Origin of the sequence: Ensifer sp. ENS11 (assembly GCF_014851895.1) — a bacterium.
GTDB classification, from domain to species: Bacteria; Pseudomonadota; Alphaproteobacteria; order Rhizobiales; family Rhizobiaceae; genus Ensifer; species Ensifer canadensis.
Map to the genome: position 1 here is coordinate 293,509 of NZ_JACVAN010000007.1, position 20,186 is coordinate 313,694.

14 protein-coding genes are annotated in these 20,186 nt (G+C 61.9%); 8 read left to right on the forward strand and 6 right to left on the reverse strand.

The window, feature by feature from the left end; genetic code table 11:
* Positions 1–163 precede the first annotated feature (163 nt).
* Together IB264_RS16575 and IB264_RS16580 are read right to left on the reverse strand one after the other, a co-directional pair.
* On the reverse strand, positions 164–1,291 hold the full coding sequence (locus tag IB264_RS16575) for an FAD-binding oxidoreductase (protein ID WP_025428675.1): 1,128 nt from the start codon (positions 1,289–1,291) through the stop codon (positions 164–166).
* Positions 1,292–1,371: 80 nt separating this feature from the next.
* Positions 1,372–2,328 carry a LysR family transcriptional regulator gene (locus IB264_RS16580; RefSeq protein WP_025428676.1) on the reverse strand — a complete coding sequence of 319 codons (957 nt, stop codon included), beginning with the start codon at positions 2,326–2,328 and terminating at the stop codon, positions 1,372–1,374.
* Between the two features lie 300 nt (positions 2,329–2,628).
* Here IB264_RS16580 and IB264_RS16585 point away from each other — a divergent pair, with 300 nt between their 5' ends.
* Both IB264_RS16585 and IB264_RS16590 read left to right on the forward strand, forming a co-directional pair.
* Entirely contained in the window at positions 2,629–3,816 is a 1,188-nt protein-coding gene (locus IB264_RS16585; protein ID WP_025428677.1) for an acyl-CoA dehydrogenase, read from the forward strand.
* A 10-nt stretch (positions 3,817–3,826) separates the two neighbouring features.
* Positions 3,827–5,020 carry a CaiB/BaiF CoA-transferase family protein gene (locus tag IB264_RS16590; RefSeq protein WP_192433843.1) on the forward strand — a complete coding sequence of 398 codons (1,194 nt, stop codon included), beginning with the start codon at positions 3,827–3,829 and terminating at the stop codon, positions 5,018–5,020.
* A 59-nt stretch (positions 5,021–5,079) separates the two neighbouring features.
* On the opposite strand, the gene htpG is transcribed toward IB264_RS16590, so the two are convergent.
* From htpG to IB264_RS16605, 3 genes are all read right to left on the reverse strand, one after another.
* The gene (gene htpG, locus IB264_RS16595) at positions 5,080–6,969 is read right to left on the reverse strand and encodes a molecular chaperone HtpG (protein ID WP_057211223.1); all 1,890 of its coding nucleotides are present in this window, start codon (positions 6,967–6,969) and stop codon (positions 5,080–5,082) included.
* 178 nt (positions 6,970–7,147) lie between these two features.
* Positions 7,148–8,623 carry an NAD-dependent succinate-semialdehyde dehydrogenase gene (locus IB264_RS16600; RefSeq protein WP_025428680.1) on the reverse strand — a complete coding sequence of 492 codons (1,476 nt, stop codon included), beginning with the start codon at positions 8,621–8,623 and terminating at the stop codon, positions 7,148–7,150.
* A 137-nt stretch (positions 8,624–8,760) separates the two neighbouring features.
* The gene (locus IB264_RS16605) at positions 8,761–10,029 is read right to left on the reverse strand and encodes a 4-aminobutyrate--2-oxoglutarate transaminase (RefSeq protein WP_025428681.1); all 1,269 of its coding nucleotides are present in this window, start codon (positions 10,027–10,029) and stop codon (positions 8,761–8,763) included.
* A 230-nt stretch (positions 10,030–10,259) separates the two neighbouring features.
* On the opposite strand from IB264_RS16605, the gene IB264_RS16610 reads away from it, so the two are divergent.
* The 5 genes from IB264_RS16610 to IB264_RS16630 all read left to right on the forward strand — a co-directional run bounded on the left by IB264_RS16610 (position 10,260) and on the right by IB264_RS16630 (position 16,547).
* A complete protein-coding gene (locus IB264_RS16610; protein WP_025428682.1) occupies positions 10,260–11,072 on the forward strand; it encodes a cupin domain-containing protein in 813 nt (270 codons plus the stop codon).
* 321 nt (positions 11,073–11,393) lie between these two features.
* Entirely contained in the window at positions 11,394–12,593 is a 1,200-nt protein-coding gene (locus tag IB264_RS16615; RefSeq protein ID WP_025428683.1) for an acyltransferase, read from the forward strand.
* Between the two features lie 15 nt (positions 12,594–12,608).
* Positions 12,609–13,712: a glycosyltransferase family A protein gene (locus tag IB264_RS16620; protein WP_025428684.1), complete on the forward strand. Its 1,104-nt coding sequence runs from the start codon at positions 12,609–12,611 to the stop codon at positions 13,710–13,712.
* Between the two features lies 1 nt (position 13,713).
* Positions 13,714–14,742 carry a glycosyltransferase family 2 protein gene (locus IB264_RS16625; RefSeq protein WP_025428685.1) on the forward strand — a complete coding sequence of 343 codons (1,029 nt, stop codon included), beginning with the start codon at positions 13,714–13,716 and terminating at the stop codon, positions 14,740–14,742.
* Positions 14,743–14,753: 11 nt separating this feature from the next.
* Complete coding sequence (locus IB264_RS16630; protein ID WP_025428686.1) at positions 14,754–16,547, forward strand: ABC transporter ATP-binding protein; 1,794 nt, start codon at positions 14,754–14,756, stop codon at positions 16,545–16,547.
* 201 nt (positions 16,548–16,748) lie between these two features.
* Here IB264_RS16630 and fba read toward each other — a convergent pair whose 3' ends face one another.
* Positions 16,749–17,792 (reverse strand): class II fructose-bisphosphate aldolase, encoded by a 1,044-nt coding sequence (fba, locus tag IB264_RS16635; RefSeq protein WP_057211221.1) that lies wholly within the window; start codon positions 17,790–17,792, stop codon positions 16,749–16,751.
* Positions 17,793–18,544: 752 nt separating this feature from the next.
* On the opposite strand from fba, the gene IB264_RS16640 reads away from it, so the two are divergent.
* Positions 18,545–20,143: a peptide ABC transporter substrate-binding protein gene (locus IB264_RS16640; RefSeq protein WP_025428689.1), complete on the forward strand. Its 1,599-nt coding sequence runs from the start codon at positions 18,545–18,547 to the stop codon at positions 20,141–20,143.
* The last annotated feature ends 43 nt before the right edge of the window (positions 20,144–20,186 follow it).

Consider the following 20,186-nt stretch of genomic DNA (forward strand, 5'->3'; position numbering starts at 1 on the left):
GCAGGTCCTCTTTCGGGGAGACCGGTCATCGGTATGACACCTGCCATATCGGCGCTTCATGAAAGCGAAATGTCAGTTTCTTGTAGTTTATGTTACAGTTCACAGCCTCGCCGACATCCTTAACGGAATGTGACAATCGCAGCGGGATGGAGGTGCGTTGTCGCTACCTCAGGAAGCGCTCGGGGTTGAAACCGACTGGGTCAAGGCCGTTTGCGGCGAAGCTTTCGGGCGCCGGTAGGCCAATCAGCAGGTTTGCGGCAAGCGCGCCTAGTGCCGGCGACGTCAGAATGCCGTAGCCGCCCTGGCCGGCAAGCCAGAAGAAATCCGGACGATCCTTGGCGTGACCGATCACCGGCAGCTTGTCCGGTGAAAAGCTGCGCAAGCCAGCCCAGCTCTTGAAGATGCGGCGGACCGGGACGGTCGTCGCCTCTTCCACGTAGTGGGCGCCCCAGGCGACATCGATCTCCTCGGGCTGCACGTCCGTCGGTTCGCACGGCGTGGCGTCGGCAGGAGAGGCAAGCAGCCGCCCGCCTTCGGGCTTCATATAGAAGTCCTCGTCGATCTCGTTGATCTCGGGCATTGTCAGGGCATCGATCTCCGCGGGAAGGTCCACCGTGATCGCGCTGCGGCGATGCGGCACGATGCCGACCGGCGTCACGCCGAAGAGGCTTGCGACCGGGTCGGCCCAGCCGCCAGCCGCATTGACGATGACCTGGGCATGGATCTCGCCGGCATTCGTCGAAAGCACCCAGCCATTTGCCTCGCGGCGCGGAGCCACGATGTCGCTGCGCTCAATCACCTCGGCGCCATGGCGACGTGCGCCGCGCAGGTAACCCTGCAGCAGGTTCTCGACCTCGATGTCCCAGAAATTCGGGTCATAAAATGCGGCCGCCACATAGTCGCGCCGAAGAATCGGTACGCGGGTGATTGCTTCGTCGACAGTCAGCCTTCGCAGGTCGGGATTGACAGCGCTTTCCTCGGCAAACACCGCCTCAAGCCGTGCCACTTTCTCCGCATTGGCGATCATGACGCCGCCACGCTGCTTCAACAGCGGTACGTCGGAAAAGCCTTCGGGAGGCTGATCGAAGAAAGTCTTGGAGATCGCCGCGAGCTTGCACACTTCAGGGGCGTTGTACCGCAGAACGAATTCGGCGGCGGAGCGCCCGGTGCTGTGATAACCGAGCCCGTCTTCCCGCTCGATGACGGCAACGGAGCGGTGCGGTGCCAGAAAAAAGGCCAGCGAAAGGCCGGCAATGCCGCCACCAACGATTGCCACATCAAATTCACGCATGTCCCGACCCCGCTCCTGATTTGGTGGGACCATAGGCAGCGCGTGTTACGCGTTCAAATTTATAACGGGAAATGTCGCTATCAATTCTGCTGATGATCAAGGCAGTGATCAAGCGGCGCGGTATCGGCCACATGCGCAAGGAAGGCGGCCTCGGCCGGATTGAGAATCGAGTTCGGGTTGGAGATGCGAAACACATCCGTCGTTGGCAGGTTGTGGTAGGGCGGCAGTTGCCAAAGTCGTCCGCCGGCGACGGCGGGCGCTGCCAGATGATCCGGCAGCATGCCGATGCCGACGTTGGAGGCGATCAGCCGCATCACTTCCTCGACATTGCAGGAGACGGCCCGAACCTGCTGGCCAAACGAGCCAATGGCGCGCACTGCCGTCACGGAGTTCATATGCTGTCCGCCGAGCACATCGGCGATGAAGGCGATATAGGCATTGCCGCGAAGATCGTTGAAATCAACACCCTCGACACCGAACAGGGGATGCTCGCGGCCGCAGTAAAGCGCATAGCGCTCACGCACGTGGAAGCTCTTGTTCAGCCAGGCGGGGATGTTGCCGTCGCAAAGACCCATCGTCGCGATGTTGCGTTCGACTGCGCTCAGAACGTCCACAGTCGTGGCGACCGTCACCGAAATCGTTACCTTCGGATGCTGGATAAAGAAGCTCTCGAGCTTCCGGTCCCAGGCCGGGTTGTGGGCATGGCTGACGACATGAATGTTGAGGTGGCCGGTGATTTCCTCGCCCGCCGTTTCAAGGACGTTGGGAAGCCGGATGACGGCCGCGAAGATGTCGCGGCACTGCGCGTGCAATCGGGCGCCGGCATCGGTCAGGTCGAAGCGGCCCGGGCGGCGGTCGATGAGCTTTTGCCCAACGGTCTGTTCGAGCCGCTTGAGCGCCATGCTGACGGCCGGCTGCTGCAGCAGGAGCCTGTTGGCCGCAGCGGTGATGCTGCCTTCCTCCACCACGACGACGAATGTGCGCAGCAAGTTCCAGTCGAGATTGTGAGCAAAGCGTTCTAAGCGGTCGTTGGCCATTGGCGGGTACGAGCATGGACCTTTAGCGTGGCACTGGCGCGGCGCGGTGACGACGAGCGCCGCCAAGTGAACCCGACTCTTGTCGCCATATTTCGACGGATTTGCAACATGAACGGCACCTGGCGACCGGTGGCACGCCCAATGTGTAGCGCGCAAGGAGTCCGGCGGCACTTCACAGCCGATTGTGTGGCGCTCAGCGAGGCCATTCCGCAGACGCATGAGGCGGTGCCTCAATTTCGTTTGAAAGCCTTGGTTCTGCTTGCCATAACCGCAAGTGGAAAAATCCGATGGGAGAGAAACATGGCCGGCAAGACGCAATTTCAATGGGACGACGCGTTCCTCCTCGAAGATCAGTTGACCGAGGACGAGCGCATGATCCGCGACACGGCACGAGCCTATGCACAGGATCGCCTGCAGCCGCGGGTCATCGCTGCCTATCGCGAAGAATCGACTGATCCCGAAATCTTCCGGGAAATGGGCGAACTTGGTCTGCTCGGCGCGACCGTATCGGAGACCTACGGCGGTGTCGGCGCTTCCTATGTCGCCTATGGTCTTGTCGCCCGCGAAGTCGAGCGCGTCGATTCCGGCTACCGATCGATGATGAGCGTGCAATCCTCGCTGGTCATCTACCCGATCTACGCCTATGGCTCGGAGGAGCAGAAGCAGAAGTATCTGCCGAAGCTGATCAGCGGCGAATGGATCGGCTGCTTCGGCCTGACGGAGCCTGACGCCGGTTCCGACCCCGGCGGCATGAAGACCCGTGCCATCAAGACGGAGAACGGCTACCGTCTCGTCGGCTCGAAGATGTGGATCTCCAATGCGCCGATCGCCGATGTCTTTGTCGTCTGGGCAAAGTCCGAAGCCCATGGCAATGCCATTCGCGGCTTCGTGCTCGACAAGGGCATGAAGCGCCTCTCGGCGCCGAAGATTGCCGGCAAGCTGTCGCTGCGCGCCTCGATCACCGGCGAAATCGTCATGGACAATGTCGAGGTCGGCGAAGATGCGCTGCTGCCGAATGTCGAGGGGCTCAAGGGCCCGTTCGGCTGCCTCAACCGCGCCCGCTACGGCATTTCCTGGGGTGCGCTTGGCGCGGCCGAGTTCTGCTGGCACGCCGCTCGTCAATACGGTCTCGACCGCAAGCAGTTCAACCGCCCGCTCGCTCAGACGCAGCTCTTCCAGAAGAAGCTCGCAGACATGCAGACGGAGATCTCGCTCGGACTTCAGGGTTCGCTGCGCGTCGGTCGCCTGATGGATGAAGGCCGCATGGCGCCGGAAATGATCTCGATCGTCAAGCGCAACAATTGCGGCAAGGCACTCGACATCGCCCGCATGGCCCGCGACATGCACGGCGGCAATGGCATCTCCGAGGAATACCAGGTGATGCGCCACATGGTGAACCTCGAGACGGTCAACACCTATGAGGGCACGCACGACGTTCATGCGCTGATCCTCGGCCGCGCCCAGACCGGCCTCCAGGCCTTCTTCTGAGCGGCCGATCATGGAAGCGCCACTGAAGGGTATTCGCGTTCTTGAGCTTGCCCGCATTCTCGCCGGTCCCTGGATCGGCCAGACGCTCGCCGATCTCGGCGCCGACGTCATCAAGGTGGAGAGCCCGGCGGGTGACGACACCCGCACCTGGGGCCCCCCATTCGTCGCCGGCGAGGAGGGGGAGAAGCTCGACGCGGCCTATTTCCACGTCTGCAATCGCGGCAAGCGCTCGGTGGTGCTCGATTTCACCACCGAGGAAGGGCAGGAGGCGGTGCGCCGGCTGGTGGCACAATCCGACGTCCTGCTGGAAAACTTCAAGGTCGGCGGCCTCGAGAAATATGGTCTCGACTACGCGAGCCTGAAGAAGGTCAATCCGCGCCTGATCTATTGCTCGGTCACGGGCTTCGGTCAGGATGGACCCTATGCGCATCGCGCCGGTTACGATTACATCGTCCAGGGCATGAGCGGGATCATGGATCTGACCGGCGAGCCGGATCGTGAGCCGCAGAAGATCGGCGTCGCCTTTGCCGATATTTTCACCGGGCTTTATGGCGTCATCGCCGTCCAGGCGGCATTGGCGCAGCGCGAGCGAACCGGTAAGGGCCAGCAGATCGACATGGCCTTGCTTGATTGCATGACCGGCGTGCTCGCCAATCAGGCGCTCAATTTTCTCGTCTCGGGAAAGGCGCCGCGCCGCCTTGGCAACGCCCACCCGAACATCGCACCCTACCAGGTGTTCCCGACGGCGGACGGGCACCTGATCGTCGCCGTCGGCAACGACCGCCAGTTCGTCAAGTTCTGCAACCTGCTTGGCCGCGGCGATCTGGCAACGGACGAGCGCTATCTGACCAATGCCTCCCGCGTCCAGAATCGCGAGAGCCTGACACCGGCGCTTAGCGCCGAAACGGCAAGGTACGAACGGGACGCGCTTTTGACATTGCTGGAAGAGGCAGGCGTGCCGGGCGGTCCGATCAACACGGTCGCCGACGTCTTTGCCGATCCGCAGGTCGTGCATCGGCAGATGCAGATCGACACACCGCATTCCGGTGCGGCCAGCGGGACCTCGCCGGGCGTCCGTACGCCGATCCGTTTTTCCGATGCCTCGCTGGTGCTCGACCGCGGTGTTCCGCGTCTCGGCGAGCATACGGCGGAGGTATTGGCGGAGATCGGCATGGAAGCGGCGCCCGAAAAAGCGAAAGGGTGAGAGGGATTTCTCCCTCTCACCCTTTCATCGCTGCAATTACAGGTGCTTGAACCGGTGCGTTAAACCTTGAGCGCCCGGTTGAAGACGCGTGACAGGCGCTCGGCGAATGCGCGTGGATCCTGCGGCTTGTCGCCATCGAGGACGCGCGCCTGGTCGAGCAGAAGCTGAACGGCGTCAGTCCGAAACGCGCTGTCATCGGCCGGGCAGGCGGCGATTGCGGCAATCAGCGCATGGCCGGGATTGATCTCTAGGATCGGCTTTGCCGCTCCGTCGAGGCGGCCGGCGCCCTGCAGCATCTTTTCGAGCTGGCGATCGGGGCCATTCTCGGGCGCGACCAGGCATACGGCGCTTTCCGTCAGGCGATCGGACGTGCGAACTTCCGACACGGCTTCCCCGAGTGTTTCCTTGGCGAAGGCGACGAAATCCGTCACCGCCTGGCTTGCCTCTGGTGCGCTGTCGGGACTGCCTTCCGGCTTTGCGACACTGCCCAGATCGGCCGAGCCCTGCGTGATCGACTTCATCGGCTTGCCTTCGAAGTCCGGCGCCGAGGTCACCCAGAAGCTGTCGACCGGATCCGTCAGCAACAGCACTTCGATGCCGCGGGCGCGGAAGCCTTCAAGTTGCGGCGATGCCTTGAGCTGGGCGAGGTTGTCACCCGTCAGGTAGTAGATCGCCGACTGGCCGTCCTTCATGTCCTTGACGTAGTCGGCAAGGCTGCGGTGACCGTCTTCCGAGGTGGTCGTGCGGAAGCGGGAAAGCGAGATCAGCTGGGTGCGGCGTTCGAAGTCCTCGTAAATGCCTTCCTTCAGCACGCTGCCGAAGTTTTCCCAGATCTTGTCGAAGGCCCCGCGATCGCTCTCCGCCAGCTTTTCGATCGCCGTCAGCATGCGGTTGGTCAATCCCTTGCGGATGCTCGACAGCAGCGGGCTTTCCTGGATCATCTCGCGCGAGACGTTGAGCGGAAGGTCCGAGGTGTCGACCAGACCCCGCACGAAGCGCAGGTAACGCGGCAGCAATTCCGCCTCGTCGGTGATAAAGACGCGCTTGACGTAGAGCTTCATCCGGCCCTTGCGGTCCTGATCGAAGAGGTCGAAGGGCTTGGAGCCGGGCACGAAGGCAAGTGCCGTATATTCGTGCCGGCCCTCGGCGCGGAAATGCACCGTCAATGCCGGATCGTCGTACTGGCCCGAAACGCCCCGATAGAAGTCGGCGTAGTCTTCCTTGGAAATCTCGCTCTTCTGCTTGGTCCAGAGCGCCGTGCCGTCGCCGACGGAAACCGGTTCGGCACCGGGCTTCTCGACGATCGAGATCGGAACCGGAACGTGGCCGGACTGGTCCTTGACGATGCGCTCGACCGTCCAGCGCGAGGTGTAGGTCTTGGCATCTTCCATAAGATGCAGGGTGATGCGCGTGCCGCGTGCCGGCGCGTCAGCAAGATCGGCGGCTGCGACCGTGTAGCTGCCCTTGCCGTCCGACGACCAGTGCCAGGCGTGGTCCGAACCGGCGCGGCGCGAGACGACGTCGACATTGTCGGCGACCATGAAGGCGGAGTAGAAGCCGACGCCGAACTGGCCGATGAGCTGCGCGCCTTCCTTGCCCTGTGCGGCCTCGATGCGCTCCATGAAGGCGCGCGTGCCTGAACGGGCGATGGTGCCGAGCGCCTCGACGAGTTCGTCGCGGCTCATGCCGATGCCATTGTCCTCGACGATGAGGCGGTTGTTTTCCTCATCGAGCGTCAGCTTGATGCTGGGGTTCGTATCGCCTGCCAGCAGTTCCGGCGAGACGATCGCCTCGTAACGCAACTTCTCGCAGGCGTCCGCGGCGTTCGAAATCAGTTCGCGGAGGAAGACGTTCTTGTCGGAATAGACCGAGTGCACCATGAGATGGAGCAGCCTGGCTACATCGGCTTCAAAGACATGTTTCTCGACGGACATTTCAGCTTCGCTCATCGCGGTGGCAACTCCTATGGTTCCTTGGTTCCTGCCCCAATTGGCAAGCCCGCCGATCAATTTCAAGTGCTGTTTATGACAGGCCGGGTACCGGCAGGCATTGCGCCCGCCGCAGTCCACAAACATTGCGATCAGCGGCGAGGCGAGAGGTTCAAGCAGTTCACGTGGAAGGCAACGCTCAGATGTTGCCCATGCAGAGATACTTCATCTCCAGATAGTCTTCGAGCCCGTGACGGGAGCCCTCGCGGCCGATGCCGGATTGCTTGATGCCGCCGAAGGGGGCGGCCTCCGAAGACATGCGGCCGGTGTTGATGCCGACCATGCCGTATTCGAGTGCCTCGGCCACATGCCAGACGCGCTTGAGGTTCTCGGCATAGAAGTAGGCGGCGAGGCCATAGATCGTATCATTTGCCTCGGCGATCACCTGTTCGGCGGTCTCGAAGCGGATGATCGGGGCAATCGGGCCGAATGTCTCTTCCTGGGCGATGCGCATGTCGGTCGAAATGCCGGTCAGCACCGTCGGTTCGAAGAAGGTTCCTGACGTGCCGATGCGATGACCGCCGCTGCGCACCTCGGCGCCCTTGGACACGGCATCGGCGACATGGGCTTCGATCTTCTCGATCGCGTGCCGGTCGATCATCGGCCCGATCGTGACGCCGGCGGAAAAGCCGTCCCCGACCGAGAGTTCGGCCACGCGTGCGACGAATTTCTCGGCGAATGCGTCATGCACCGCCGATTGCACATAGATGCGGTTTGCCGAAACACAGGTCTGGCCGGCATTGCGGAACTTCGCCTGGACGGCGCCATCGACCGCCTCGTCGATATCGGCATCGTCGAAGACGATGAAGGGCGCGTTGCCGCCGAGTTCCAGGCTGACCTTCTTGATCTGGTCGGAGCACTGGCGCATCAGCAGGCGCCCGACTTCCGTCGAGCCGGTAAAGCTGATCTTGCGGACCTTGGGGTTACTGCAGAGTTCCCGCCCGATCGCAGCACCTTCCGAGGCGTAGAGCAGATTGACGACGCCGGCCGGGAAACCCGCCTTCTCGGCCAGGACGAACAGGGCTCCGGCAACGAGCGGCGTCTGTTCGGCAGGTTTCAGGACAATGGCGCAGCCGGCGGCGAGTGCTGGAGCGATCTTGCGGGCGACCATCGAGGCCGGGAAGTTCCACGGGGTAATCGTGCCGACGACGCCAACGGGTTGCTTGATGACCAGCATGCGGCGGTCATTGGCCGGAGCCGGAAAGGTCTCGCCGTAGATGCGCTTGGCTTCCTCGGCATACCATTCGACATAGGCGGCCGCGTGCAGCACTTCGCCTTTCGATTCTCCGACCGGCTTGCCCATTTCGGCGGTCAGGATGGCGGCGAGATCGTCGGCATGGGCGATGATCAGGTCGTGCCAACGTCGAAGCACGGCACTTCTATCCTTGGCGGGCTTTGCCGCCCAAAGGGTTTGCGCGGCGGCTGCCGCGTCGATCGCCGCACTCGCCTGTTCGATGCCCATATCCGGCAACGACGCCAGAAGCTCGCCGGTAGACGGATTGAAGACGTCGAAGGCCTCGCCCGTCCAGCTCCCGGCGAAATGCGCTATGCGGTCCAAGGCGGAAAACAGTTCGCCGTCGCGCAAGTGTTTGGTCAAAGCCGGCGTCAGGGTCATGATGGGCGTCCTCCAGCGATGCCTGTCGCACGCCGACCGACCCGCTTCCTGTTTGTTCTTGCGGGTGTCGTTCCTCCCGACACCCGGAGCCATTTCATCGGCCCGGACAACCGCGTTAGCGGTCGCCCGGCAAAGCGTCAACCGCGTGCTTCGAGGATCGATGCCTCAAGGATGTCGAGCGCCTCGGCAAAGACGTTGTCCTGGATGGTAATCGGCGCGAGGAAACGGATGACGTTGCCGTGCACGCCGCAGGTCAGCAGAATCAGACCCTTGTCGAGCGCAATCAGGCGCACCTTGTTGGCAAAGTCGGCGCTCGGCAGATTGGTCTTCACATCGTTGAATTCCACGGCGTTCATGAAGCCGGGGCCGCGGATGTCGACGATCTCAGGCGCCTGCTCGCGGATTGCGGCGAGGCGCTGCTTCAGACGACCGCCGAGCAGTTCGGCACGTTCGCAGAGGTTCTCTTCCGCGATGACGTCGAGTACGGCATGCGCGGCGGCGATGCCGAGCGGGTTGCCGCCATAGGTGCCGCCAAGGCCGCCCGGCGCCGGTGCGTCCATGATCGAGGCACGGCCGGTGACGGCAGCGAGCGGGAAGCCGCCGGCAAGGCTCTTTGCCATCGTCATCAGGTCGGGCGCGACCTCATGATGGTCCATGGCAAACATCTTGCCCGTCCGGGCAAAGCCGGTCTGAACTTCGTCGGCAATCAAGAGGATGCCGTGCTGGTCGCAGATTTCGCGCAGCGCCTTCATGAAGGTCGGCGGAGCCGGGTAGAAACCGCCTTCGCCCTGCACCGGCTCGATGATGATTGCGGCCACGCGACCCGGATCGACATCGGCGGCAAAGAGCTTCTTCAGCGCCGCCAGCGACTGGTCGACGGTGACGCCGTGCAGCTCGATCGGGAAGGGGGCGTGGAAGACGTCGCCCGGCATGGCGCCGAAGCCGACCTTGTACGGGACCACCTTGCCGGTGAGCGCCATGCCCATGAAGGTCCGGCCATGGAAGCCGCCGCCGAACGCGATCACGGCCTGGCGGCCAGTCGCCGCGCGGGCGATCTTCACTGCATTTTCAACGGCTTCCGCGCCGGTCGTGACGAAGATCGTCTTCTTGGCGAAGTCGCCGGGCGCAAGCGCATTGAGGCGTTCGGCGAGATGCACATAGGTCTCGTAGGGCACGACCTGATGGCAGGTGTGGGTGAAGCGATCGAGCTGCGCCTTGACGGCGGCGATCACCTTCGGGTGGCGGTGGCCGGTGTTGACGACTGCAATGCCCGAGGCAAAGTCGATGTAGCGGTTGCCTTCCTTGTCCCAGATTTCGGCGTTCTCCGCACGGTCGGCGTAGATCTGCGTGGTCATGCCGACGCCGCGGGAAATGGCAGCGTTCTTACGATCGGTGAGGCTAGTCATGGCGCGTGTCCTGTTGCTGGCGGAGGCAATATATTGCATTTTTTCTGCAAGATTGTCTGGGAAGTGGTACATCTTTCAAAATGGAATGCAAATCAAATTTGGTGATCGAGAGAACACCGGCGCTGATGACGCATTCTTGTAAAAGGTCATGCCCGGCAGGTAAGTTCGCCAACGCGCAGGCGCGGCGCAGATTCGCGCCGGCACCCGCGATCGAAACAGGGAAACAGAAAATGGGCGGCGTGCGCTACAAGGTTGCCGAGGCTGCACGGCTGGCGGGTGTATCCGCCTCGACGCTCCGATTGTGGGAAACCCAAGGACTGGTCGTGCCCGAGCGCTCACCGACGGGCCACCGGCAATACACCGAAGGCGATCTCGCCCGGCTGAAACGCATTTCCTGGTTCCGGGTCGAGCGCGGTCTCAATCCCGCGGCCATCAGGGAAGCGCTCGAAGCGGAAGCGGCCGGGGACGACGACGCGCCCGCACCGGGCGAAAGCGGTCTCGACAATCAGGTCGGTCGCAAGCTGCGCAGTCTGCGGCATGCCGCCGGCCAGACTCTCGAACAGGTCGCAGGCGACGTCGGCATTGCCGCTTCTGTCCTCTCGACGCTCGAGAGAACCTCGCAGGGCGTGTCTGTCGCTGTTCTGCACAACATCGCCGAATATTTCGGGTCGACGGTATCGAGCCTGTCGGGCGAAGAGGAGACCGATGGTCGAGCCGTTGTCCGTGCGGGAGAATGGCGCACCTGGCCGAAGACGACGCCCGGTGTCACCGTGCAGCTTTTGGCCGACGGTCGCAACCAGATGGATTGCCATCGCTTCGTGCTGGAGCCGGGTGCTTCGAGCGAAGGCGCCTATCGGCATGAAGGCGAGGAATTCGTCTATGTGCTTTCGGGGCGTGTCGAGTTCATTCTCGACAGCGATCAGTTTTACGACCTGAGCGCCGGCGATTCGCTCTACTTCGAAAGCAAACGCCGCCATGCCTGGTCCAACCGGCATGACGGCGAAACGGTTCTTCTCTGGATCAACACGCCGCCGACGTTCTAACCCTCGGGCTGACTGGACGACGCTCGTTTCTGAAACGAAACAAGCGCTTGCGGTGCGGTTCTGCAGCGGCGACCGAATTTGCAGGCGTGGCGTCAGCCGCCAGCCGCCGGTATATGCGCGCGCTTGCCAATCAAGCGGTCAAAGTTTGGCCCTATTCGGCCCTAAGGTTTTGGGGGCCGCCCTCAACGTGTCTTGCGACCGACCGAACCCTTCGCGCTTCTTCGAAGCAAATGGCAACCTCGCGGCAAAAATCGTAGCTGACCACGGAGTTGGCTCCACAGGAAGTTGACCGCAGCGGTCGGAACTCCGAGGGGACGTTTAATGCTGACTATGCGCGACCGGCAACTGGACGGATTGAGAGCCGTTGCCGTTTCGATGGTGCTGTACGCGCATTTCTTTGCCGCCGACGATTCCCATTGGGGGCATCTCGGCGTGCGGCTATTCTTCGTGCTCAGCGGCTTTCTGATAACGCGCCTGCTCCTCGACGCGCGTTCCGCGGCTCAGTTCGAAGCAGCGACGACCCTCAGGTCGTTCTATATTCGCCGTGCCCTGCGCATCTTCCCACCCTATTTCGGCATGCTTGGCTTCGTGTGGCTGGTCAACCTGGAAGGCTCCAGGGAAGGCTGGGCATGGCACGCGCTTTATCTCTCGAATTTTTGGTACGCGCTAAAGGATGCGTGGACGCCGTGGGTGCTCTGCCACACCTGGAGCCTGAGCATTGAAGAACAATTCTACATCGTCTGGCCGCTCCTCATTCTGCTGACGCCGCGCCACTGGATCGGGCGGCTCTGCGTCGGCGTCATCGCCTGCTCGCTGGCATACCGATTTTATTGGCCGCTCACGGGGGAGCCCTCGCTTGCACGAGACCTGCTGCCTCCGGCATCGATGGATGCGCTGGCGGCTGGTGCCCTCTTGGCTGTTCACCGATCGACGGCCACGGCCTGGCCGCGGTGGATGACAGTCAGTTGGCTGCCGTTTTCCATATTATCCCTCGTGCTGCTTTGGGGTCGATCGATGCCGGTGGGGCCGGCACTTGATTGGATCGTTTGGATCGGTCTCGAAGTTTTGCCTCTCGTCCCGCTTGTAATGTTGGTCGGCACCGCTTCCGCCGGGTTTCGTGGCGATTTCGGCAGGTTGCTGGAACTCCCGCCGCTAACGGCGCTTGGGCGTGTCAGCTATGGCGTCTACCTGTTTCATCCGGTCGTGCTGGCGCTGGTCGTCAAGGCGCAGGGGTGGATACCGGTCAACGTTTCGGAACAGGGCGTTGGGCGCTTGGTCGTCGCAGGTGCCGCCACTTTGGTCGTGGCGGCGTTCTCCTGGCTGGCGTTAGAGAGGCCGCTCAACGGCTTGAAGCGGCACTTTCCCTATCTTCGTGCCAACGGTCGGCCAAGTGCACCATCCGCGAGTGCTGGAAGCACTGTCGACTGGTTTCAGGGGCGAGGGGACGAGCGGCCGCATCCGGCTTATCGTGCGGACGCCGCTGGCCGGGCAAACGCGCTTCAAGCCTCAGATCTGCAATAGTGTTCGAGATTGTTCATGACCGTTCCGTTGGTTTCCGTCCTGCTGCCCGTTTACAACGCCGAGTCCTATCTCGCCGCGGCGCTTGAGAGCATTCTGAGGCAGGATTACCAGCGGCTGGAGATCATCGCCATCGACGATGGTTCGCGTGATCGCTCACTGGAAATCATGCGGCGTTATCAAAAGGCCGATGACCGCGTCACTATCATCTCCCGCGAGAACCGCGGTTTGATCGCGAGCTTGAACGAAGGTCTCGCTCTGGCAAAGGGCGATCTCATCGCACGGATGGATGCCGACGACATTTCCTATCCGTCACGGCTGTCGCGGCAGGTGTCGCTGTTCATGCAACAGCCACAGCTCGCGCTGTGCGGCACCGGCATCGATACGCTCATCGGCGATCGTATCGTCCGTGGCACGCCCAATCCAATCTATCGGCCGGAGAACCTGAAGGCGCTGTCGATGTTCTTCACGATCTTCATGCACTCGACCGTCGTCTACAACAGGCATGTCATACCGGAGGATATGCTCACCTATGACGCGCTTTATGTGCATGCGGAGGATTTCGATCTCTTCCGGCGCGTCACCGACCGTTTTCCGGCGATGATGATCGACGAGGCCATGGTCGCCTATCGTATCCATGGCAACAGCGTGACGAACAAGCACAAGCGCCAAATGCGCCGCACCCACTTGAAGATTGTTGCTGAAAACCTCGAGCGCGAACGTCTTTGCGACAATCCCCAGGCGCTCAATGACATCGGCCTTGCCGTCACGGCCGAGACGATCGGAAATGCTGCGAACTGCATTCTGGCGCTCGAAGACAGGATTTCCGGGTACCCGCAGCAAAGCCGCGCCGGCCATGACGAAGGCGCCTTGAACCTATTCTATTTCCTCTACCAGCTTGTCAGCGACGAGCGGCGGCCGCAGCTCACCCATGAGTTTCTGACGCAGACGGGCAAATGGGGACTTATCCGGCGCCGGGAGCGATACGGCCTCATCGCAGGCGTTCATGCGCCCTGGTGCAGCAGCATGTCGCTGGCTGCGATGAGGCGCATGGATGCCCTGTCGCGATACCTGCAGTCCGTCCCGGCAGCGAACGTCCTTCCTCGTCATGGCCCGGTTTAATATGACAGTCGAACGCCCGGCATGGGCGGCAAAGGGATGCGCGAACGCGACGGAGACGCCGTGGGTGCCGACGTCGGCCGCGCGCGAAGAGACCTTCGCAAGCTTCATCGTCTGCACGCGCAACCGCGTCGAGGCGCTCGATGCCTGTATCCGATCGATCGAGGCGGCGTGCCGCTTCCATGCCGGAGATCGATGCGAGCTTGTCGTGGTGGATAACGGCTCCACGGACGGCACGCCCGATTGCATCAGCCGTATTGCGGCCGCGTCACCCATGGCGATCACGCATGCCGTCGAGACCCGACCGGGCCTGGCTGTCGCCCGAAATACGGCAATGGCACATGCGCGCGGCAGGATCCTGATCTTCATTGATGATGACTGCGAAGTCGACGTCGGCTATCTGCGCGATCTGGAACACCACTGTGCAGGCGGCGGGGGCGGGGTCATCCGCGGCGGCCGTGTCGAGCTCGGCAACCCCGCCGACTTGCCGTTCACCATCAAACGGTCGAACGTGCGCGAACGGCTGACGCATGAGGTTCATCCAGGCGGCTTCGTGTTGGGTTGCAACATGACGATGCATCGTGAGGTCGCATTGCGCGTCGGTCCCTTCGACGAACGGTTTGGCGCCGGCGCGCCGTTGCTGTCGGCAGAGGACACCGATTATCTCGTGCGCGCTGATCGGCTTGGCATCCCCGTCGAATATGTCCCCGACATGGTCGTCTTCCATCATCACGGCCGTCGCGCACGGGCGGCAATCGAGACGCTTCATTGCAACTACAGCTTCGGCAATGGTGCGCTTTGCCTGAAGCACCTGCGCACCGCGCCGTGGCTGCTGCGGCATTTCTGTTGGACCGTCAGGTCGGCGTTCGGGGAAATCTTCGGCGGCGCCCGGTTCGACCCCGTCTTGCACCTGTCGCACTGGCCGATCGTTTTCATGAACCTGCTCGGTGCCCTCAAGTTCGTGGGCCTGTTCGTCGCGGAGCGGTCGCCAGGTCCGGTCGAGCAACGGGCCGAAGAGCAACTCCATCGCTGAGGACGGTCGCCATGTTCAGAATCTTCTTGCCGGGCCTGCAGCTATTGCGCGATGCGCTGGGCGGGCAAATGCGTCTGCTTCCGGCCGTGGTAATTCTCGGCCTTTTCAGCGCAGCACTCGAGGGCGTCGGTATCGGCCTCATCATCCCCATGCTCGGCATCATTGCCGGCGATCAGGATCCAGCGGCATTGAACGGCGTCTCCTCGCTGTTCCAACAGGTCGGATCGGGGCTGGACGACGGCGAGCGGCTGATTGTCATCGCCGGCGCGGCCTTTGCCTTGATCGCGCTCAAGAACGTCCTCGCCTTTGCCAACAGCGTGCTCGCGACCTTCATCTACGGCAAGGCAGGACACTCGATCCGCAGCGCCCTGTCGGCTCAGCTCCTGCGGGTCGGCTATCCTTTCTTCATGAAGGAGAATCCGGGGCGGCTGCTCAACATCATTTCAAATGAGTCCTGGCGGGCCTCCGATGCAATCCAGACCGTCCTTGCGGCGCTCGTGAATGGCTCGGCTGCCATCATTCTCCTGGCATTCCTCCTACTTCTGTCCTGGCAGATGACGTTGTTCGTCGCGCTCGGCCTCGTTCTCGTCCAGCTCGTGCACTACGTCCTGTCCGCAACCCTCAAGGGGCCGAGCCGCGAAGTTACCTCCTTCAACAGCGAGCTTGCGGCTCGAATGCTCCATCTTGTTCATGCCGGTCGTTTGATACGGATATTCGGCCAGGAGGCGCGGGAGAAGGCCGTGTTCGATACGGCGTCGGATGCGGTCAGACGCGCCGGGTTCTCGCTACAGGCCCGTCAGGGCGTGCTGCCGCCACTCACCGAGACGCTCCACTCCGCCCTCTTCCTGGCTGTGGTTGTCGCCGCCTGGTCTGGCGGCGTCAGCTTTCCCGTCATCGTTGCCTTCGTGGTCCTGCTCTATCGCTTGCAGCCGCACGTGCGTGCGCTGCAATTGTCCTGGAGCCAGATCCAGGGCTGGAGCGGCTCATTGGAGGAGGTGCGGTGGCTGTTGGACGCATCCGACAAGCCAAAGCCACCTGAGGGGAGGGAGCCATTCGATTGTCTGCGACAGCAGCTGAGATTTGATCGGGTGACCTTCCGATATCCGAGTTCTGGCTCGCGTGCCGTGGTGCTGCATGCCGCGACATTCAATATCCGTGGCGGCCGCTCGACGGCGGTCATCGGCCGGTCCGGTGCCGGGAAAACCACGATCGTCAATCTGTTATGCCGCTTCGTCGAACCGGACGAGGGGCAGATCCTCGTCGATGGTATCCCCCTGAACCGGATAGACCCGGTTCAGTGGCGGAACCAGATCGCGCTCGCCAGCCAGGACCTCGAATTGGTGGATGGTACGATCCTCGAGAACATCACCTATGGCCGGGAGGCGACGACCGCAGAAGTGGAGCACGCGGCCAGGATGGCCGAAGCACACGGCTTCATCGAAAGCCTGCCGCAGGGCTATCAAACCGTCGTCGGATACAGAGGCGCCAGCCTCTCGGCGGGGCAGCGGCAGCGGGTTGCCCTGGCCAGAGCCCTCGTGCGCGACCCCGAGATCCTGATCCTGGACGAAGCCACCAACGCGGTCGACGGCCTGTCCGAAGCGGCCATCGTCGAGACGCTGAAATCGAGGGCCGGGCACCGCACGACCATCGTCATCAGTCATCACCGCAGCACGATTTCATTTTGCGACGAGGTCGTCATCCTCGGCGGTGGCCGGGTGAAAAGCCAGACGCCTTTCGCTGACGTGGCCACCTTGAGCATGGATCAGCTTTACGAGCACGAAGCGGCGGGCGAGCGCCGCGCCTGAATGAGCGCTGGGGCCGAGTGAGTACTTGGATATCGCGTGGCCTGGCGTCCGCTCGCCGAACCAGCCATCGCGATCGAACGAAATCGGCGCGCGGCCGCTTGATCACGGGCCGCGCGCCGACTGTTGTCTGTCGCCAAGCGCTCGAACAGGGCACCCCCGTTCCCGTCGTTCCATTGGGAAGAGGGGCGGCCGGTTCGCGGATCAGGCGGCTGCGTAGCGCTTTGCCATCTCCGGCAAGCGCAGGGTGCGGATCTTCGATGCCTTGCCGGCGGTGCGGAAGGCTTCGAAACGCTCCCTGCAAACCTCGGTCATGAGAGCCGTTGCTGGCTTTAGGTAGGTGCGCGGGTCGAAATTCTCCGGGTTTTCAGCGAAGTTCTTGCGGATCGTTCCGGTCATGGCCAGACGCAGGTCGGTGTCGATGTTGACCTTGCGCACGCCGAGCGGGATCGCCTTCTGGATTTCCGACACCGGAACGCCCCAGGTCGGCTTCATCTTGCCGCCATAGGTGTTGAACAGGTCCTGCAGATCCTTCGGGACCGAGGACGAGCCATGCATGACGAGGTGGGTGTTCGGCAGGCGCTTGTTGATCTTGGCGATCGTTTCGATCGACAGGATGTCGCCATCTGGCTCGCGGGTGAACTTGTAGGCGCCGTGGCTGGTGCCGATGGCAACGGCCAGCGCATCGACGCCGGTCTTGGTGACGAAGTCGAAGGCCTGTTCCGGATCGGTCAGCAGCTCCTCGCGCGACAGCTTGCCTTCGAAGCCGTGGCCGTCTTCCTTGTCGCCAGCGCCGGTTTCCAGGTTGCCGAGGCAGCCAAGTTCGCCTTCGACGGAAACGCCGGCCGCATGGGCGATCTTCACGACTTCGGCGGTGACCGCGACATTGTATTCATAGCTGGCGACGGTCTTGCCGTCTTTCTCCAGCGAGCCGTCCATCATGACGGAAGTAAAGCCATTGGTGATCGCCGAAATGCAGGTCGACGGCTGGTCGCCGTGATCGAGATGCAGACAAACGGGAATGTGCGGATATTCTTCCGCCGCACCAAGGATGAGATGGCGCAGGAACGCATCGCCCGCATAGGAGCGAGCACCGCGGCTTGCCTGCAGGATGACGGGAGAATCAGTGGCGTCAGCCGCGCGCATGACGGCCTGAATGTATTCGAGATTGTTCACATTGAACGCCGGCAGCGCGTAGTCGTTCTCCGCCGCATGGTCGAGCAGTTGCCGCAATGTGATCAATGCCATTCGATATCTCCCTTTAGTGTTTCGGCGCAGCCTGGTGCGCCACGAAAATTGGTCCGGCGAAGCGCCGCACGTGCTTGCATCGACGCAATGTCGATGGCCGGATTGTCGTGCGGCGTGACAACGCGTGCGAAATGGTCGCGCCCACCGAAGTCTGGCGCACAATAGTTCATCAAAGTGGTTTGGCAACGGTCAAGAGGGCCCCTGCGAGGGGTGCCGAAGCCGCTTCAATCGATTTTACTGTGGACTGGATGCAACACAGCGGATCTAACCGTTTCGCTTTCTAGTGGTGCGCCGCGGATGAGCGGGTAGGGAAAGGTCAATACCACTTTTCCGTGTGTCGATGGTGGGTTGCACCGAGACAGAAAACACTTATAGGGAAACACAGTGTCGCTGCTGAGTGAACGCTTTGCAAGAAGATTGCGGCAAAGGCTCTGTTTCTTTCCGCACATTACGTAAACTGCGCCTTGAATTCACGAAATTTGCATCAGGGCCGATTCTTGCCGTTCTGGGGACAGAGCGGCGCCAGCATCTAAAACGTTGCAGTAGAAACGCGTGGATTGCCGCCCGGTTGTCACACCTGCGTCGCAAAAACGACGAAAAGGACCGCAAACGAAATACAACCTGTGATTTCGTAAAATTACAACTCTATAGATAAAGATGCAGCAGGTTGCAGAATCCGCCTTGCGTTCGAGAAAGATTTGCACTTCTCTCCTGCGATCACAAACCCAAAAAAGGGGAAGGAGAGAAACAAAATGGCATCACTGAAACTCAACCTAAGCGCCGCCGCGCTGATCGGCTCGTTGCTCATCGGAGCAAGCCCGGCTCTTGCCGAAGCTGTCCTGCATCGTGGCAACGCCGGTGAGCCGCAGACGCTGGACCAGGCCCATACGTCGATCAACATCGAAGAGTTCATCCTCAAGGATCTCTACGAAGGCCTGACGATCTATGACGCCTCGGGCAAGATCGTCCCGGGTGCAGCCGAAACGTGGGAGCTTTCGGACGACGGTACGGTCTATACCTTCAAGCTGCGCGCTGACGCGAAGTGGTCCGACGGTTCACCGTTGACTGCAGAAGATTTCGTCTTCTCGTTCCGCCGTGTCGAAGACCCGAAGGTCGCGGCCGGCTACGCCAACATTCTCTTCCCGATCAAGAACGCCGAAAAGGTCAACAAGGGTGAACTGCCGACCGACCAGCTCGGCATGAAGGCTGTCGACGACAAGACGCTCGAAATCACGCTTGAGCGCCCGACCCCGTTCTTCCTCGAGCTGCTGGCGCACCAGACGGCACTTCCGGTCAGCAAGGCAAGCGTCGAAAAGAATGGCGCGGACTTCGTCAAGCCGGGCGTCATGGTTTCGAACGGTGCATTCACGCTCGCCGCGCACGTTCCGAACGACAGCCTGACCGCCGTCAAGAACCCCAACTACTGGGATGCCGCCAACGTCAAGCTCGACAAGGTCATCTTCTACCCGATCGACGACCAGGCCGCCTCGGTTCGCCGCTTCGAAGCGAAGGAAATGGATCTCGCCTACAACTTCTCGGCCGATCAGCTCGATCGTCTGCGCAAGTCCCATGGCGAACAGGTTCATGTTTCGCCGACGCTCGCGACCTACTACTACGCCTTCGATACCCGCCAGGAGCCCTATAGCGACGTTCGCGTTCGTCAGGCCCTGTCGATGGCAGTCGATCGCGACTTCCTCGCCAAGGAAATCTACGCCGGCTCGCAGCTGCCGGCCTACTCGATGGTGCCCCCGGGCATCGAGAGCTACGGTGATCCGTCCAAGGCCGAGTTCGGCACCCTGTCGCAGCTCGATCGCGAAGACAAGGCACTGGCTCTGATGAAGGAAGCCGGTTACGGCGAAGGTGGCAAGCCGCTCGAAATCGAGCTGCGCTACAACACCAACCCGAACCACGAGCGTGTTGCAACGGCCGTTGCCGACATGTGGAAGAACACCTTCGGCGCCAAGGTGTCGCTGGTGAACCTCGACGTGTCCTCGCACTATGCCTACCTGCAGGAAGGCGGCAAGTTCAACGTTGCGCGCGCCGGCTGGGTTGCCGACTACGCCGACGCCGAGAACTTCCTCGCTCTCAGCCTTAGCTCCAACAAGACCTTCAACTACGGCCACTTCGAAAACGCTGAATTCGACGCGCTGATGAAGAAGTCTTACGAGGAGCAGGATCCGGCAGCTCGCTCCAAGCTGCTGCATGAAGCTGAAGCTCTGCTGATGAAGGAACAGCCGATCGCTCCGCTTCTGACCCAGGCCGACCTGTGGCTGGTTTCCGACCGCGTCAAGGGCTGGCAGGACAACTCGCCGAACCAGCACTTGAGCCGGTTCCTGAGCGTCGCCGAATAACGAACAGGGACGACGCGCGGTGAAAATGCCGCGCGTCGCCTCC

Coding starts and splice junctions, on each gene's coding strand:
- IB264_RS16575 (WP_025428675.1), bottom strand. CDS start 1,291: ATGCGTGAATTTGATGTGGCAATCGTTGGTGGCGGCATTGCCGGCCTT.
- IB264_RS16580 (WP_025428676.1), bottom strand. CDS start 2,328: ATGGCCAACGACCGCTTAGAACGCTTTGCTCACAATCTCGACTGGAAC.
- IB264_RS16585 (WP_025428677.1), top strand. CDS start 2,629: ATGGCCGGCAAGACGCAATTTCAATGGGACGACGCGTTCCTCCTCGAA.
- IB264_RS16590 (WP_192433843.1), top strand. CDS start 3,827: ATGGAAGCGCCACTGAAGGGTATTCGCGTTCTTGAGCTTGCCCGCATT.
- htpG (WP_057211223.1), bottom strand. CDS start 6,969: ATGAGCGAAGCTGAAATGTCCGTCGAGAAACATGTCTTTGAAGCCGAT.
- IB264_RS16600 (WP_025428680.1), bottom strand. CDS start 8,623: ATGACCCTGACGCCGGCTTTGACCAAACACTTGCGCGACGGCGAACTG.
- IB264_RS16605 (WP_025428681.1), bottom strand. CDS start 10,029: ATGACTAGCCTCACCGATCGTAAGAACGCTGCCATTTCCCGCGGCGTC.
- IB264_RS16610 (WP_025428682.1), top strand. CDS start 10,260: ATGGGCGGCGTGCGCTACAAGGTTGCCGAGGCTGCACGGCTGGCGGGT.
- IB264_RS16615 (WP_025428683.1), top strand. CDS start 11,394: ATGCTGACTATGCGCGACCGGCAACTGGACGGATTGAGAGCCGTTGCC.
- IB264_RS16620 (WP_025428684.1), top strand. CDS start 12,609: ATGACCGTTCCGTTGGTTTCCGTCCTGCTGCCCGTTTACAACGCCGAG.
- IB264_RS16625 (WP_025428685.1), top strand. CDS start 13,714: ATGACAGTCGAACGCCCGGCATGGGCGGCAAAGGGATGCGCGAACGCG.
- IB264_RS16630 (WP_025428686.1), top strand. CDS start 14,754: ATGTTCAGAATCTTCTTGCCGGGCCTGCAGCTATTGCGCGATGCGCTG.
- fba (WP_057211221.1), bottom strand. CDS start 17,792: ATGGCATTGATCACATTGCGGCAACTGCTCGACCATGCGGCGGAGAAC.
- IB264_RS16640 (WP_025428689.1), top strand. CDS start 18,545: ATGGCATCACTGAAACTCAACCTAAGCGCCGCCGCGCTGATCGGCTCG.